At 68.6% G+C, this 15,831-nt stretch carries 15 protein-coding genes; 8 read left to right on the top strand and 7 right to left on the bottom strand.

From position 1 onward, the window contains the following. Nucleotides 1-910: 910 nt before the first annotated feature. From KBY19_RS30170 to KBY19_RS30140, 7 genes are all read left to right on the top strand, one after another. A complete protein-coding gene (locus KBY19_RS30170; protein ID WP_210967118.1) occupies nucleotides 911-1,402 on the top strand; it encodes a hypothetical protein in 492 nt (163 codons plus the stop codon). Between the two features lie 107 nt (nucleotides 1,403-1,509). Continuing rightward, nucleotides 1,510-2,274 carry an IS5 family transposase gene (locus tag KBY19_RS30165; RefSeq protein WP_210967117.1) on the top strand — a complete coding sequence of 255 codons (765 nt, stop codon included), beginning with the start codon at nucleotides 1,510-1,512 and terminating at the stop codon, nucleotides 2,272-2,274. 303 nt (nucleotides 2,275-2,577) lie between these two features. Continuing rightward, the gene (locus KBY19_RS36960; RefSeq protein ID WP_210967116.1) at nucleotides 2,578-4,575 is read left to right on the top strand and encodes a protein-arginine deiminase family protein; all 1,998 of its coding nucleotides are present in this window, start codon (nucleotides 2,578-2,580) and stop codon (nucleotides 4,573-4,575) included. An 89-nt stretch (nucleotides 4,576-4,664) separates the two neighbouring features. After that, a complete protein-coding gene (locus KBY19_RS30155) occupies nucleotides 4,665-6,032 on the top strand; it encodes a sensor histidine kinase (RefSeq protein ID WP_210967115.1) in 1,368 nt (455 codons plus the stop codon). After that, a complete protein-coding gene (locus tag KBY19_RS30150; protein ID WP_099885677.1) occupies nucleotides 6,029-6,706 on the top strand; it encodes a response regulator transcription factor in 678 nt (225 codons plus the stop codon). The genes KBY19_RS30155 and KBY19_RS30150 overlap by 4 nt, the downstream gene beginning before the upstream one ends. 1,476 nt (nucleotides 6,707-8,182) lie before the next feature. Beyond that, nucleotides 8,183-8,761, top strand: a complete 579-nt coding sequence (locus KBY19_RS30145) for a hypothetical protein (RefSeq protein WP_210967114.1) — start codon at nucleotides 8,183-8,185, stop codon at nucleotides 8,759-8,761. 229 nt (nucleotides 8,762-8,990) lie between these two features. After that, nucleotides 8,991-10,223, top strand: coding sequence for a hypothetical protein (locus tag KBY19_RS30140; protein WP_210967113.1), 1,233 nt, complete (start codon nucleotides 8,991-8,993; stop codon nucleotides 10,221-10,223). A 272-nt stretch (nucleotides 10,224-10,495) separates the two neighbouring features. Here KBY19_RS30140 and KBY19_RS30135 read toward each other — a convergent pair whose 3' ends face one another. Next, nucleotides 10,496-10,651, bottom strand: a complete 156-nt coding sequence (locus KBY19_RS30135) for a hypothetical protein (RefSeq protein WP_210967112.1) — start codon at nucleotides 10,649-10,651, stop codon at nucleotides 10,496-10,498. After that, nucleotides 10,648-11,028 (bottom strand): hypothetical protein, encoded by a 381-nt coding sequence (locus tag KBY19_RS30130; protein WP_210967111.1) that lies wholly within the window; start codon nucleotides 11,026-11,028, stop codon nucleotides 10,648-10,650. Before KBY19_RS30130 ends, KBY19_RS30135 begins: the two co-directional genes overlap by 4 nt. On the opposite strand from KBY19_RS30130, the gene KBY19_RS30125 reads away from it, so the two are divergent. Beyond that, nucleotides 11,027-11,973, top strand: a protein-coding gene (locus tag KBY19_RS30125) for an IS5 family transposase (protein WP_210967122.1) whose coding sequence is annotated in 2 segments (ribosomal slippage) — nucleotides 11,027-11,420 and nucleotides 11,420-11,973 — 948 coding nt in all. Because the reading frame shifts where the segments join, the coding sequence is not laid out codon by codon here. The two genes, KBY19_RS30130 and KBY19_RS30125, sit on opposite strands and share 2 nt — an antisense overlap. Here KBY19_RS30125 and KBY19_RS30120 read toward each other — a convergent pair. The 5 genes from KBY19_RS30120 to KBY19_RS37650 form a co-directional block, all read right to left on the bottom strand. Beyond that, a complete protein-coding gene (locus tag KBY19_RS30120; protein ID WP_210967110.1) occupies nucleotides 11,959-12,189 on the bottom strand; it encodes a hypothetical protein in 231 nt (76 codons plus the stop codon). The two genes, KBY19_RS30125 and KBY19_RS30120, sit on opposite strands and share 15 nt — an antisense overlap. A 208-nt stretch (nucleotides 12,190-12,397) precedes the next feature. Beyond that, nucleotides 12,398-12,838 carry a hypothetical protein gene (locus tag KBY19_RS30115; RefSeq protein ID WP_210967109.1) on the bottom strand — a complete coding sequence of 147 codons (441 nt, stop codon included), beginning with the start codon at nucleotides 12,836-12,838 and terminating at the stop codon, nucleotides 12,398-12,400. A 104-nt stretch (nucleotides 12,839-12,942) separates the two neighbouring features. Then, complete coding sequence (locus tag KBY19_RS36955) at nucleotides 12,943-13,524, bottom strand: excalibur calcium-binding domain-containing protein (RefSeq protein WP_307843664.1); 582 nt, start codon at nucleotides 13,522-13,524, stop codon at nucleotides 12,943-12,945. A gap of 229 nt (nucleotides 13,525-13,753) precedes the next feature. Then, nucleotides 13,754-14,272 (bottom strand): hypothetical protein, encoded by a 519-nt coding sequence (locus tag KBY19_RS30105; RefSeq protein ID WP_210967108.1) that lies wholly within the window; start codon nucleotides 14,270-14,272, stop codon nucleotides 13,754-13,756. A 29-nt stretch (nucleotides 14,273-14,301) separates the two neighbouring features. Further along, nucleotides 14,302-15,465, bottom strand: a complete 1,164-nt coding sequence (locus tag KBY19_RS37650) for a NucA/NucB deoxyribonuclease domain-containing protein (RefSeq protein WP_210967107.1) — start codon at nucleotides 15,463-15,465, stop codon at nucleotides 14,302-14,304. Between the last annotated feature and the right edge of the window lie 366 nt (nucleotides 15,466-15,831).

Raw genomic sequence — 15,831 nt, 5'->3', positions numbered from 1 at the left:
CATCCGTCCGTACGGCCTCCGCGCAGACGGCGTACCAGCCGCATGGGGCGGTGGGCCCGCACGCTTCCATCTTCCGGGGGCGATCCCTGTTTCCGCCTGCGTGGGGGTGTGCGACGGGGCCCTTTGCCAGGGGCGGCACGCGGCCGCCGAGCCGCGTGCCGACCGCTGCCGATACTGCCGACCCCCGTTAGTACGGCGCCTGACCCCGTCAGTACGGCGACAGCCCGCAGCCCGAGGCGGACGGTGGGGTTGATACTGGTGGGCTCGCGTATTCAACTGTCACCAGTTCTCCGAAGGCTCCAGCCTGGTGGTGACCGCCAGTGGTCCCCAGAGGCGTATCGGCTCCAGATGCCTCAGGCTTCGGAGGCCAGCTTGGCCGTGGTCGGCGGCCGGCCGCCGGACCCGGATCTCGGTGCCGTCGACGATCCCAGTCTTCCCGCTGGCACCCAGACGGTCGACGACCTCGGCCAGAGTTCGCAGCCGAAGGCCAGGGCCCACAGTGCATCCTCGCTCGGCGAGCAGCGGTCGTACCTCGCCGATCGCGCGTGATGGTGGAGCGGTCCGTCGATGATGATCGCTGCACGAGACGCGTTCCCCACCACACAACCGTGATCAACGATCAGGAACCCGACGCCTCAACGCCAACCATGCACAAGCTCGTTAGGCGTCTACGGTGACCTCTGTACAGCAGTGCCCGCGACCTGTGTTCTCGTCCAGACGGCAGGGACGTTGATCGTTTCTGGTCAGGTCTGTTGAGTGCCGGCCCGCAGCGGTGTTGCCCGGGCTGTGTGTGGTCTCTTCTTGGCGAAGCCCGCCCGTAGCGGTGTCGCCCGGGACGAGGATGGGTTCCATGGGGACTGGAAGGCCTGGGGCAGGCTGGTGGTGGGCGGCTGTAGCGGTGTGTGGGCTGGTGCTGGCCGTGGTGGTGGTGCGGACGGCCGGGACCGGGGACGTAGACCCGATCGGCGGGATCTCCGGGAGCGCAGCGCTGGTGGTCGGCATTTGGGCTCTCGAGATGGCGCGCCGCACGTTGGTGTGGCAGGACACCGACACCGCCGGGCTGGCAGACCGGCTCGCACCGGTAGTGGAACGGCAGGAAGCCAGGGTCCGTCACCGGCTGCTCGGTGGTAGCACCCGAACGGTCGACGTCGGCTTCGACTTCGTTCCCGCTCCGGCGGGAGCCGGGGCCGCAGCAGGTGCGGGACCGGCCGGCACCTTGAGCGCCATCACTGACTATTACCGGGCCCTGCGCCCAGGCCGCGTGATCACCACTGGGGCACCGGGCGCAGGCAAGACCGTACTTGCGTTGGAGCTGATGCTGCGCCTCCTCGGCGACCGGCAGCCAGGCGAGCCCGTTCCCGTGAGGCTGCCCCTGTCAGGCTTCGACCCCGCTACCCAGTGAGCGTTTGCCAACTTGGCCTGCGCCCTGGGTGGTTGGGCTGGCAGATGGGTGAAGCCCCTGGTAGACGGGTTCACGACCAAGATTCCCTCGCCCACCAGAGGCTTCGTGTGCTTGTCTACCCGTGCGGGCTGGACGTGTCCAGCCGATCCTTGCGATTCCTCGCTGCTCGCCTGCGTGAACACCGTCGCCAGATCGGCAGCCGCCGGCGCCGGCTCTCGGCCGGCCGTCAGGCCCTCCCGGCCCTGGCGCATCTACGAAACGGGACGACGTACGCCCAGCTCGCAGCAGGATTCCGGATCGGGACGAGTACCGCCTGCCGCTACATCCGCGAAGCCGTCGACCTCCTGGCCGCCCTCGCACCGACTCTCGCCGAGGCGGTGAAGACCGCCTCGACCAAGGCGTTCGTCATCCTGGACGGCACCCTGCTGCCGACCGACCGCACCGCCGCCGACCGGCCCTTCTACTCCGGGAAGCACAAGAAGCACGGCATGAACGTGCAAGTCATCGCCGACCCACACGGCCGGCTGCTGTGGGCCTCGCCCGCGCTGCCCGGAGCCGTCCACGACACCAAGGCCGCGCGAACCCACGACATCATCGGCGCTCTCGAAGCGGCCGGGGTGGAGTGCTGGGCGGATAGGGGCTACCGGGGCGCCGGCGGCACCATGCGCGTGCCCTGCTGGGGGCGCTGGGAGACGCTCTCCGCAGGTCAGCAGGCGCACAACCGCTCGCACGCGAGGATCCGCGCACTCGTGGAGCAGGCCATGGCCACCCTCAAGACCTGGCGGCTCCTGCAAAAGCTGCGATGCTCCACCACCCGCATCACCAGCCTCGCCCAAACCGTCCTCACCCTCCACCTGACCTGCTCAATCTGAGGATGGCAAACGCTCACTCAGGCGGTTGCGTTCGGGCGTCGTCCAGCGCCGGGCGATGGTGAAGGAGCCCTCCGGAGTGCTGCGACGGTTGACAGCTCTCAAGGGCGCCGCCGGTTGGGCAGCGGCACGCCGCTCGGGAGCTCACTCGGCTCTTCGCCGTGTGCGGCGCTGAAGTCACTATGCCGCCGGAGAACACCGCACACCCCGACGGCTGCCGAAAGGATGAGACGGCCGCCCACGGCCCGGCGGGAACCCGTACTTCGGCTGATGCACCGCGTCCGGTCCCCGGCTGAAGGTGGTGCCGTGAACAACAACGATTCTAACGCGGCCCTGTCCGTCTCCCCGGTCGGCAGCGCCGGCCTGCGCCTTCGGGGCGGGCGCGGCCGCCTCCGGCCCGTACGAGCGGGCAGGTGGGGAGCAGCGTTCCTGGTGGTGGCCGCCACGGGAAGCCTGCCCATGGCACCGGCGCAGGCGGCGCCGCGGATCCCGGCGTTCCGCGCGGACACCGACAGGGACGGGCGGGTCACCGCGGACGACGAGCGGGGCAAGGGGCAGTGGACTCGCGAGCGCGGTGCGCTGATGCTGCCGAACGTGGACGACGACCGGCGGCGCTGCCCCGACGCGGACGCCGGCGGTGCCCGGCTGTCCGACGAGCGTATCGCCGCCTGCAACGACGCGGCGGACAGCGTCGTCAACGGAAAGGCCGACCTGGACGACCTCGCGCCCGTGCGTATCGGGGCCGAGCCGCGTGTCGGTGCCGGAACCACCGCCACGGTCGCCGCCACACCCGCCACCCGCCAGCACGTCCGCGTCTTCGCCGAACGGCGCGGCCGCATGGTCGCGCTGGCGCCCGGGGAGCGGCTGAGCACGGAGGAGCTGCGGCGCGGTGTCCGGCTCGGCGTCGAGGCCCGGGACTTCGTGCGCGACCCGCAGCGCTGGAATGGCATCGCCGACCTCGTCCTGAGAGTCAGCAGCCAGGGCAGCAGTGCCGAGGACCGGATACGGCTCAAGGTCGCGCCGCTGGTCTTCGAGCACGACCTGATGCCGGTCCGGCATCTGATGACGGCCGATCACACCACGGAACCGGCCGAGGTGGAACGCGGGAAGCGCTATGATCCGGCCGCGCAGCCCGAGCCGGTGGAGCCCGGCGAAGCGGCGTTCCGCCGCGACCTGCGACGGGGCCTGGACCGGGCCGGGCTGCCCGCCCCCCTCTACAACTACCCCACGGGCGGGGACGTGTGGATGCAGGACCTGTTCAAGGCCGCCTACGCCTCCATTCCCGCACCGGATGACAAGGAACACCGCGTCAGGGTCGTCGTACGGTCGGCGGACGTGATGCCGGGCACGGCCACCCGCGAGTTTCCGCTCAGGGACGCCTCCCGCAGCGCGTTCCCCCTGCTCCGCGGCTCCGGTACGGGTGTGATCCAGCAGTACGATCCCCGGCGCGTCGGAAGCGATGACACCCAGTACTACGGTTCGTTCAGCTCCACCGGGAACTTCGGGACCCTCCCGCCCCACACCTGGCGCGGCCGCCACTACCCCGTCGGCAGGATCGTCTACGGCGGCAACGGCGGCAAGGAAGCCCCGGACGCGACGTTCACCCGGATGCTCGCCGCCCAGGGCTATCAGCGGCCCCTCGCGCTGGACACGGGCTGGCTGGGGGTCGGGCACATCGACGAGTTCCTGTCCTTCGTCCCCGCACGGAACGCACGCGGCTGGGTGGCCGTCGTCGCCGACCCCGGCCTCGGCCGGGAGCTGCTGAGCGGCCTCGCCGCCGACGGGCACGGCGACCGGCCCCTGGTCCACGGCATCCCGGCGAAGGACACCGAGGACCCCGGGCTGACGGTCGCCGGCGCCCTGCGCAAGGAATCCTTGACCCGCGGCACCGCGATCGCCCGTAAGGGCATCGACGCCGCCCTGCGCACCCTGCGCGAGCAGGCCGGACTGACGGAGCGCGACATCGTCCGCGTACCCGCGCTGTTCAACGAACTGGAGCTGCCCGCCGGATATCCGCGCCAGGGCGTGGTCGCGAACTACCTGCCCGGAGCGGCCAACGGCGTCAGCACCGGCACAGGCGTGTATCTGGCCCCGCGCCAGCACGCTCCCCGGACGACGGACGGTGCCGACGTCTTCGAACGGGCCGCGCAGAAGGCGCTCGCGGGGACCGGTACCCGCATCGCCTGGGTGGAGGACTGGGACTACTCCCACCACCGCGGCACCGTCGGCGGAGAGGTGCACTGCGCCACCAACGCACTGCGCAGCCTGGACGGGACGCGGCCGTGGTGGACCGAGCAGGACTGACGCCGCCCGTCCAGCCCGGTGCCCGTCCGCCGGCCCGGCGGCCGGGCTGCCACTCGCGCGGAAGGCACGTTCTCATAGGGTGCACACCCATGAGCGATCGCCGCCTTATCGGCATACGTGTCCTCAGCGGGCTGCTGGTCTGCGGGCTGGTCGCCGCCGGTGCGGCGAGCGCACCCACCACCGGCGTCATGATCGTTGGGGCTGGGCTGCTGACCGCCTGTGCGGCACTGGCGACCGTGGCCGGACTGCCGCAGCACCCCTCGGTCGCACGCCGGCTGCGGCTCGCCGCCGCTGTGTGCTCCGTGGCGGTGACCGTTGCGTACCGCGGGCCGGTCGCCGATGCGACCGGCTGGTGGTGGCTGCTGGAGACCTGCGCGCTGCTCGCGCTCCTGGTGTCGGAGGTGCGGGGGAGCGGTGGCCGGAGCCGGAGCAGCACGCTCGTGCCCGCTGTCCTGCAGGCACTCGCCGTCGTGCTCCTTCCGGTGCGGATCGGCCCCCAGCTCGCGCCGCCCGCTGACCCGGCGGAGACCGGTGTGCTGTGTCTCGCCTGGGCGCTCTTGACGGCGGGGGCCGCCGCGTCCGGCGGCTACCTGCGCGGCCTGGACTCCAGGAGGCGCAAGGCACTCGCGGCGCAGCGCCGCCAGCAACGTCTCGAAGTCGCCCGCGATCTGCACGACTTCGCCTCGCACGATGTCATGGGCGTGGTGGTCCTCGTACAGGCGGCACGTGTCCTGGCACAGGAGGACCCCGCGCAGGCGGTGGAGCTGCTGCCGCGCATCGAGGACGCCGGCATGCAGGCACTGGCCGCGATGGACCGCACGGTGCACATGCTCAACGAGGAGGGCGGGAAGGACGGCCACAGGACGGAAGGCGGCGAAGACGCCCCGCGAGCCCGGTGCCCGCTGCCGGATCCGCCACGTACAGCCGACCCCACCTCCACTCCCGCTCCCAGCCGCGAACGGCCGCGTGACCTGTCCCAACTCGACGAACTGGCAGCTCGGTTCACGCGTACCGGCACCGTAGCGGCCCGTCTCCATGTGGGCACCGGCGCCCTGGACGAGGTGCCCGGCGAGGTCGGCGCGCTCGGCTACCGGACCGTTGTGGAGTCCCTCACCAACGTGCGCCGTCACGCACCCGCGGCGACCACCGTCACCATCGACGTCCGTCGCGGGCCCCACCACAGCGGCGAGGCCCTCCACCTGACCGTCACCGACCACAGCGACAGGACATCCACCCCTCAGCGGCCCGCCCCGCTGCCGGAACGCCCCCGAAGCGGCACCGGACTGGCAGCCCTGACCGAGCGGGCCCATGCCCTCGGGGGTGTGCTGGCCGCCGGGCCGCACGGGCCCGCCGGGTGGCAGGTCACGGTCGTCCTCCCACTGCCCAGGATCACCACGCGCAAGGCCGCCGGCCCGCACCAGGAGACGGGCCCGGCACCTGAGGGGAGCGCCGCATGACCCTACGGCCGGGCCCCATCCGGATCGTACTGGCGGACGACCAGGCCAGCGTCCGCAACGGCTTCCGCCTCATCCTGGACGCCCAGCCCGACATGACCGTGGTCGCGGAGGCGGCCGACGGCACCACCGCGCTCGCCGCCGCCCGGCGGCTGCGTCCCGACGTGGTGCTCGCGGACATCCGGATGCCGCAGCTCGACGGCCTGGAGCTGACCCGGCTCCTGGCCGGGCCCGAAGCGGACCCTGCCATCCGGGTCGTCGTGGTCACCACGTTCGACCTCGACACCTACGTGCACACCGCACTTCGCGCAGGCGCCTCGGGCTTCCTGCTCAAGCGCTCCGGCCCGGCTCTGCTGGTCGAGGCGGTGCGTGCGGCGAGATCCGGCGACGCCCTCATCAGCCCGCAGATCACCGCACGTATGCTGCACCGGCTCGCCCCGCCGGACACCACGACGCAACGCCCGCTCGGCGAACCCCTGACCCCGCGCGAGGAGGAGGTCGCCACGCTGATCGCGGCAGGCTTGTCGAACACCGACATCGGCGAGGAACTGTTCATCTCCCTCCCCACCGTCAAATCCCATGTGGCCAACCTCCAGCGCAAACTGGCGGTCCGCAACCGGGTGGGCATCGCCGCGTGGGCGTGGGAAACCGGTCTCGCTCCCACCGACCAGGCGTAGCCCACCACCGGCGTATCAGCACGAGGACGGCCACGGGCCCGGCCCCTGCCGAAGGCCCGGGCCCGTCCGCCGACCTGCTTGGCCTGCGTGGTCCGCCGGGTCTTCTCGGCCCGCCAGGTGTTCAAGGGGGAAGCGGGTCCCATTCAGTAGGTGACGCACGAGAGCGATGCAGTGGTCTTCTCCGGCTCGATGAACGCGTACACCGCACTCGTCGCCGCTCGCCTTCGCGGATCAGACCGGTGCCCTTTCGCGGCACCTCAACCGCTTCGCCCTGCCCGGCGAGCCAACCTCCGCAAAAGGGACGGCTTTTCACGCGCTCGGCCATCGTCAGCTCTCCGTTCCGTGACGGATCTGACTCCCCGTGCATCGGCCCCGCTGGAACGGCCCTCTGTAGCGTTCTACCGCGCCCCACAGATGCTCCCGCTCTCGCGGATACGCTCCCACCCGTGCTCAAGTGTCATCCGCCTGCCCCGGGCGTGGGATTGCGTCACGGGGGCGACGGGCACTGCCGCGCTGGCCTGGGCAAGCCCCTCCCTTGTGCGACGAAGGGGCGGGGAGCGTGTCAGCCGCAAGGCCGTAGCGGCCGGCACCGCCCTCCCCGTGCGGTCAAGGGGCTCTTGTGCCTTCTGTCCGGGAATACCCGTCCACCCGCCGGGGGGTGGCGATACCGCACCGTTGACGACGGCGCGCAGCAGCGGCGTACCGCGCACAACCTCGACCCGATCGTGAGACGGAGAAATCGGGCGCTGCTGACGTCTGGGAGCGTGGGAGCGCGAGTGCTCCCAGAGGGCTCCCATCATGGGAGCAAACGCACGTACGGAAGAAGCCGTCCCAGCAAATGCTGGAACGGCTTCCGATCTGCGATCTTCGCAGTCGGGACGGCGGGATTTGAACCCACGACCCCTTGACCCCCAGCCGTGCGTCACTATCGTCCTTCGACCCGCATGGGGAGGTATCGGGCCGTACGGTGCTCTGCACGGATGTCATCCGCCGTGGTGAGCCTCGCCGAGAGCGTAAAGCGCCTCTGACCAGGGGGCTCGTCACAGTCATGGAGGGAGGACGCCCCGTGGAACGGCCTCGACACGCGGACCACCGCCGCTGTGCGCGGCGAACCATTCAGCGACCCGCAGCACGGAACAGAGGGGGCAGCACTGCAGCTTCGTTATGCCACGCTACTGACCCCCGCCCGTTCCGATCGAAGGCGCCCTGCCGTCTGGGCACTGCGGCGTGGGAGCCTCGCGCGGACGCGGGTGACGGCGCCCCATGCCCGATCGTGGCTTATCCCGGGCTCTGCACGACCTCGCGGACAACGGTGTTCTGAAAACGTGGCAGATCTGCCCTCACTCGGGGACCTGCACTGGACGCGCGCTGGCCTTTGCGGCAGAGCAGAAAGCGGTGGCTCCGGGGAGCCTGAGCCGACAGAATCGAGGTATGTCAGATGAATGGCCCCCGCCCGGGCACTCCTTCTATTACCGGATGAGCACCCAGCTGGACGGTGGACCGTCTATCGACTTGGACATCACCACCCCCAGAGCCCGGTCGAGCGTGGACATCTCCACCTTCAGGGTCGGGCGCCACGGAGGCCCGGACGAAGCCGACCTCGCTTACCGTGAACGCCTCTACGGGCTGATTGGCGCCATCGTGGTCGCCGGCGGCCATGTCGAGGCGGCCATGAAGCGGCTCATACTGCTACTGAGAGACGAGCAGGGCGGCTTCTCACTCGTCGACAAAACATGGTCCGACCTTCACAAACTGCTGGTGGCGCAATCCCGCAGGAGCATTCCACAGGCCGCCGCACTCGCCGAGATCCTTGAGTGGGGCGAGGCCAACGAGCTCAAGCGCCGCCGCGACGATGCCGTTCACGCTTCCTGGTGGAACTGGGACGGCGTGGGCGTCATGCGCTCCCGCTTCTTCAGGAAGCAGGATGGCGCCAACATCGTCTGCACCCTTGAGGACCTCGAGGAGGATGCGAGGCTGCTCTTCGCGTACGCCGAGAAGCTCGACCTGCTTCTCGAGGCGGATTGGCCGCAGGCGAGACTGCCACGCCGGACCTGAGCACCTTCTCCTGCCGTTCCCCGGCGGAACGCGGACGTACAGGCACGACCTCGGGCGGGCGAGGGAGTCCGCCGGCGACTTCACGGACGACGTGCCGACGAGGTGTAAGCCGACGCAATGTTCACGACGCTGACCCTCGACTTGGGATGCCACTCGGAGGCCCAACAGGACCCGTGCTGGACGAGGGCCCGAGCACTAAGTCAAGATCGAGTTGAGGGGGAGGGAAAACTTGAACGAGAAGACTTTCACCGAGATGGCGAGCCGGTTCCTGCGCGCGTCCCTGGACTCGTGGCGCCAAGGGAATCACGCCTTCGCGGTCCTACATGCTGGTGTCGGATGCGAACACATCCTCAAGGCCTTGCTGTGCCGTCACAACCCCTTGTTGATCGCTGAGAAGGGTGACCAGTCCTTCCGTTTTCACTCTCTTGGCCACGGGGACGCGAACGGCGTCAAGCCTCTCTCTGAGGCAAGGACCATCGGCATACTCGAAGCCTTCAAGACTGCAGCCGTCTTCATGCACGGCCGTATGCCAGTGGATGAACGGACTTTTCGGCCATTCGCCGACTCCCGCAACGGTGTCGCGCACTCTGCCTACCTCGATGACATGGCCGTCAGGAAGGTCATCGAAACGGGTGTCCAGGTCGTCGAGTCTGTCCGCGCCGAGCTAGGCCTGGACCCAGCTGACTTCTGGGGCGAATACACGAACGTCTTCGCAGATCTGAGCCAGGTTGCCTCCGTGCCCGCCCCCGCAGGACAGGACAAACAGCCTCTTCTGGAACCCTTCGCCCAACAACTTGCGCTCGCCGCGCGCGAGCGTGCCCGCTCAGCTATCTCGGTAGCCCTCAGCACAGGCCTTGAAGCCGCCTCCTGGGACGAGGCCACAATGTCCAGCGAGCTCGAAGGGGACGTCACCCGCACCGCGCTGGACGCTGCACTGGTCACTGCACTACGGATCGAGGGATCCCAAGCCGGGCAAGCCGCCGAGAGGCTGCTCGTAGAGTACGGAGTGCTCCCGCTCCCTGCGCCGCTGTCCTCCCACGAGGACTCTGGCGTCATGCAGCGGTCCCATACTGCTGTAACGGTCAAGGTCATGATCGCTTCAGGTGTCATCGCTGGACTCGTCGACGTTCAGGGTCGCCATCGCGATATGCCCCTAGTTGACATTCTGATCCACCTCGACCAGAGAGGCTGCCTGATAAGCAGTCGGGCAAGCGGTGACCACGTGTGGTGGCGTGAGTGCCCGGCCTGCGGTTACGCCGGCAACGTGTACGGGGACCTCAGACCCGTACCCTGCCGCTGCGATGAGTGGGCGCAGTCGTGCATCCACCCTGGCGGGGTTGTCGACGTCGGAACGGTCGAGTCCTTCTCCTGCCCCTTCTGCGGCCTCTCCCTGAGCAACTGCGGGGAAATCGCCACGGCGGGCATCGAATCGCGTACTGAAGCCCCGGAAGAAGATCGGTGAGCAAGCGCGACGGCTGGAGCACGAATAGGTCTAATACTCCAGTGGGACTTCACCATTGCCGCTGGTCAGAGCCGGTCCTTCCAGACTAGCGGGCTGACGGGGCTTCAGGGGGCGCTTCGGCCAAGCCGCAGTGGACGGCAGCATGAACCGAGCACGATCGGCACATGATGGCAGACTTCGTCACGGGGGCAGTGGAGCGCCGAGCTCAAGGAACTGTTCTTGCGAGCGGGCGGCCGGTTTGGCCGGGTAGAAGTGCGGCGCCGCATGCGGGACTACGTGGAGGCTGCGAGCGTGGGCAGCGCGTCGTCGGTCCCGTACAGCACTACGAGGCGATCGTAAAGGCGGCGGGCGTGCTCGGGCCATTGGTTGCGCGGGTCGCGGTGCAGCGTTGCGGACCTGGTCCGGGGCGAGCGGACCAGTGTCGTCACTGCGGCACCTCCGTTGAGTTGTCCGACTGGTTGCGGATGGGCCCCGGGCAGCCGAAGCAGAACGCCACGCATTCGCCTGTGGCCACAGGGACGTTCTTCACCACGGTGGGCTGCGTGCACTGGGGGCAGACCTTGACCTGGCTCTCGGGCTCGGGATGACCGAACAGGTAGAAGTTGATCAACGCCTGTGTGGTGGTCACCACCAGGCCGCAGAAGTGGCAGCGGTTGGTCTTCCCGTCCGCGACCAGGGCCAATTGCTCGCACGCGGGGCAGTGGACGGTGCGTTCCTCGTAGTCCTTCAGCGTCCCGCGCAGGCGCCGCAGGCGCTGGTCAACGAAGGTCTGGATGTCGTCGAGGCAGTTCTTGATGTGGATCATGTCGGGGCCTAGGCCGTGTCTGATAATTGATCTTGTGGTTGGTCGTGGTGAGTTGACGGATGCGGCGTGGGATCGGATAGCGCCGTTGTTGCCAGGCGTGGATGGCCGGGGCCGTCCGTGGCGGGATCACCGGCAGGTGATCAACGGGGTGCTGTGGCGGCTGCGGACCGGTGCTCCGTGGCGTGACCTGCCGGAACGCTATGGCCCGTGGCAGACCGTCTATGAACGTTTCGCCCGCTGGGAGGCGGACGGAACCTGGGCCCGTCTGCTTCAGGAGGTCCAGGTCCGTGACGACTCGATCGGCGCGGTGGAATGGACGGTCTCGGTGGACTCGACCGTCAGCCGGGCCCACCAGCACGCCGCCGGAGCCCGTAAAAAGGGGCGCCGGGCCGGGACGAACTGGAAGATCCGGCATCTGCGGCGGCTCGCCAGGCACTCGGCCGCTCCCGCGGCGGACTGACGACCAAGGTCCATCTCGCCGCCGACGGCCGGGGCCTGCCCCTGGCCGTCGTCGTCACACCCGGCAACGTCAACGACTCCACCGTCTTCGACGAGGTCATGGACCGCTTGAGAGTGCCCCGGGCCGGAGCCGGGCGACCCCGTCGCAGGCCCGACGCTGTCATCGCGGACAAGGCCTACTCCTCCCGGGCGATCCGCCAGACCCTGCGACGCAGAGGCATCCGGGCTGTGATCCCACAGCGCTCGGACCAGAAGGCCAACCGTGTGCGGCGCGGACAGACCGGCGGCAGGCCGCCCGCCTTCGACCGCGACCTCTACAAGGCCCGCAACGTGGTCGAACGCTGCTTCAACCGCCTCAAACAGTTCCGCGCGATCGCCACCCGCTTCGACAAACTCGCCGCACGCTACCGGGCCGGAATCCACCTCGCCTCACTCATCCTCTGGCTCCGCGAACCCACCCAAGATCGATTGTCAGACACGGCCTAGGTCGTTCGGCTCCTCCAGATCGAGGTCGGGGATCAGCGTGTCGTCGAGGAACCGGACCAGGAAATCGAGCACCCGGCCGGCCCGGGCTTCGAGGGCCCGGGCGTTGTGGATCAAGCCATAGTGCTGGAGAGCGTTGCGGTCCCGGCCGAGGTCTGCGAGTGCGGTCTCTTCCTTGTCGGTGACGGCGACGCTGGCGATGTTGCGCAGTCGCTGCACGGGGTTGATGCACGATCGGGTGACATCTGAACTGGCTCGCCCTGAACGAGGATCTGCTCGGTGTTGCCCGCCGCTATCGGATCACCTCCGCGCGGGCGGAGAGCACGTCGGATGGTATCTCCCAGCCGTCGTACAGGCCGGACCACCTCCGCGTGGGCGGGAGAGCACAGACCGCGCCGGGTACACAGTCCGGGTGCCGTTGCCCAGCTCAGCCCAGCGGGATGTCGAACTCTGGAGGGTCGCGCAGCTCGATGTCCGAGATCGAGAGGCCACGCCGCTCGGCGAGACGCGTCAACTGCTCTTCCAAGAACACCGGTGGCAGTGCGGTATCGACGTACTCCTGTAGCCACTCGCCGGTGTGCCGGTTGTACGGCAGCTTCCTGGTGGCCACGCCGCTCTCCCAGGCTGTGGTGCGATCCACTGTGAAGCCAGTCCCCTCGGCCGCAGCCCGCACGCGCTCCTCGCATTGCTGGACGTACTCAACGCTCGGGTCATCTGTTCCGTCGTGGTGGAACGCGGAGATCGCACCTGGCTCGAAGCGGTCCTCGTGAGCCGTGATCCCGGCGGCTCGGATGCTGGCCAGCGCGGCGTCCAACTTGTCCGTCGGCCCGTACAGGATGGTGTTCACCGAACCACGTAGATCCTCCATGCCGGCAGGGTAGACCGCGACCTAACCGGAGGGGAGCCGCAGAGCAGAAGCGGGCCCCGCCGCCGATGAGGAGACGGCAGGGCCCGCAGTGTGAGGCGCGGCGTCTACCCCCGGTCGCAGCCGGTCCCGTCGCCGTCGCGATCCAGGTGCTCGCCGTATCCCGGGTCCCCGCGCCGGACCGGCGCCGCTCCATCGGCACGCGCCTCCGCGCAGTTGTCATACCCGCGCTCATACCTGCCGCCTGGGCTCAGCTCCACCGTAACCGTGGCGTTGCCCCGGACGGTCTCCGGCCGGCCCTTCAGCTGCACCCTGTACGTCACCGTGGCCTCGCCCTCGAAGCCGGAGTCTGGCGTGAAGAGGGCGGTGCCATCGCGGCGGGGAGGTGAGACCACGCCGTGGCTGACCCCGAGCTGGGTGATCCGCACGTCCGCCGCTGTCAGCCCCTCACGGTCGTCGAGATCATCAAGCGCGTCGGAGTGCGCATCCTCGGCGCTCAGTCCGTCCAGCAGTTTCAGCCGCACTGACTTCTCTGTGTCGGTCCACAGCGTGGCATCTGAGCCCGCGACGCTGTTCTCGTCGAGTCGCCACTGCGCGGCCTTCTCCGCGGCCTTTGGCTTGGCGTCGGCTGTGTCGTCCCCGCCTGAGCAGGACACGTAGACGACCGACCCGATCACGGCCAGCAGCACGAGTCCACAGCAGCCGTTGCCCACGTCATCTGACAAGGCGCCCCCTCCATGTCGTGTCGAAGCGACCCCGCCGCACTGGGCGTTTGGCGGGGCCGCAAGTGGGGGGGCAGCGGATAGTGACTGTCACCTCCCGCAGTTGACCGTCGGCCGCGGCGACTTCGCTCGCCTGGCGTCTGCTCCCCTGTGGCCGAGGGAGTGATCAGTCGCTCCAGCCAGGGGGATGGTCTTGCTAACGGGAGCGGATTCGCTCGCCGTAGGTATCCGTCCACTTGTGGGCGACTGAGGGGCCTACCGGGGCCGACCATACAAGGATGTAGTGCTCCTCGACGGGCTCTTCGTCCTCCTCCACGATCTGAAGCCGGTCGCCTTCGTCGCGTCCGCGGGCATGCACGCGGACGCGGAAAGGGCCGGGCTGTGCGAAGGTGAAGTCGGGAAGGCGGCTCGCTTCGGCGTCTTCGTCCTCATCTCCTGCCGTCAGCACGCCCGGGCATTCGCCAGGAAGGGTGAGACTGACCTCGACGATCTCCTCCCACGCGTCCAAGTCGGGAGGCTCGGGGACAGCATCCCGGACATCCACGGTCAGGAGGAGGCCGCCTGTTTCCGTGCCCGTCCGCACGATCGCGAAATCCCCAGGATCGGCCAGCCCGCCCCGGGAAACGGAATCTACGAGCCCGTTGGAGCCCGCACGCCGCTCCAGGACGCCGAACACCTCGCCGCGGATGTAGTACTGGCTGTCGGCGATGAACACCCGCTCCGTTTCCCGGGCCATGGCTCCTGCTACACCTCCACCCAGAACTTGTTGCCGTTCAAGATCCGCTGCTCCTCGTAGAAGAGGGCGATCAGTTCGCCCTGCTTGTCGTTCTCTTCCTTGGGGACCCAGGCCCACTGCCAGTCGGGGCTCTCAGTCTTCGAGGCGCCCTGGTTCGTCGAGGCGAAGGGGTATTCGTCACATGACTTCCCCTCCGGGCGCGGCCGGCTCTTCGGGCAGGCGATCTTGCGGTTGACTTCGCGGACCTTCGCGTTGGTGGTGCGGGTCAGCGGGTTACCGTCTGCCTTCTTGAGGCCGTAGTGGTGAGGGCCTTCCTTCTGGACCCGGCGTATGTTGTCGGCGATGCTCGGCAGCTTCTTCATTGAGTGCATCGTCGGCGTGTGCTTGGGGAACACACACCCGGGCTTGACGCGCTTCATCACGTTGTCGCAGCGCGCCGGCTCCGACGCCACCCTTGCCCAGCCGCTGGGCTTGGCCCAGTTGGGGCTGAAGAAGTGGTACTTCATCTTGTTGATTTCCTTGACGACCATCGGCTTTGTCGCGTCCTTGACAGCGGAGTCGACAAGCCACTCGCCCGTGGCGATGCCTTTGTCGGTCACGAACTGGGAGGCGAGTTTGCCGTGCGCCTGGCACCCGCCCGGGCACCCCGCGTCACCGGCCACCAGCACTCCGCCGGTCAGGCCCCAGCCGTCGTACTTGTCGATGCCCAGCTGACTCCCCCACGTCGAGTTCTGCGCATCAGAGTAGACGTAGCCCTCCTCGAAGTACCGGATCTGGCCCACCGGCTTGCCGCTGTCGGCAACGTAGATGTCCAGCACCATGGTGCGTACCTGGCACGCCCGGAACCGTTCGGCCCACCAGCCGCCGTTCACGTGGTCGTAGCACCAGTTTGGCACCGGAACCCGTTTCTTCAGTTGGGGCCGCTGTGCCTTCTGGTCGCTCCTGCCCTTGAGCATCTCTTTCTGCTCCGCCTCCGTGGCTGACCGAAGGCACGCCAGCGGCTTGTCGGCCTCCCCCTCCGGCAGGGCACGGCGGATCTTGGGCAGCTCCTCGCAGGTGTCCACCCTTGTCGGTGCGGAGGTCTGCTGCGGCTGCTGCGCCGCTCCTGGCCGACTGCCGGCCGTTGGCGCCAGAACGTCTTGGCCTGCGGCCGCTGCCGGGATGGCAGGCACGCTCAGCAGTAAGCCCGCGATTAGCGCTACCACTTTTTTCACGTAGGTTCCCCCCTCGTGTTTTCGTGACAGAGACGATCACGTCTCGTGAAACGCCACCGTAGGGAGCAAACCAGGTGCCGAGGAACATGCGACAAGCCAAAATCAAGGTCAAAACAGCATGAATAAGCCCCTCCGCATACGAGGTCGTGAGGTGCCGTCAGGCGCCCGCAGCGGGCTCCGCAGCGCGGATTCACCCAGCTAACGAGCTCGTGCATGGTTGGCGGTGAGGCGTCGGGTTCCTGATCGTTGATCATGGTTGTGTGGTGGGGAACGCGTCTCGTGCAGCGATCATCAGCGACCGGAGGATCACGGGCCTTTCGGCTG

Source organism: Streptomyces sp. B15 (assembly GCF_018070605.1).
Lineage (GTDB): Bacteria > Actinomycetota > Actinomycetes > Streptomycetales > Streptomycetaceae > Streptomyces > Streptomyces smyrnaeus.
Note: the sequence above shows the minus strand (reverse complement) of the source record. Positions and strands in the feature narration are given on the sequence as shown.

Bases quoted from the DNA above. Each gene is read 5' to 3' on its own strand.
- KBY19_RS30155 (WP_210967115.1), top strand. From the start codon at position 4,665: ATGAGCGATCGCCGCCTTATCGGCATACGTGTCCTCAGCGGGCTGCTG.
- KBY19_RS30150 (WP_099885677.1), top strand. From the start codon at position 6,029: ATGACCCTACGGCCGGGCCCCATCCGGATCGTACTGGCGGACGACCAG.
- KBY19_RS30145 (WP_210967114.1), top strand. From the start codon at position 8,183: ATGAGCACCCAGCTGGACGGTGGACCGTCTATCGACTTGGACATCACC.
- KBY19_RS30130 (WP_210967111.1), bottom strand. From the start codon at position 11,028: ATGATCCACATCAAGAACTGCCTCGACGACATCCAGACCTTCGTTGAC.
- KBY19_RS30115 (WP_210967109.1), bottom strand. From the start codon at position 12,838: ATGGAGGATCTACGTGGTTCGGTGAACACCATCCTGTACGGGCCGACG.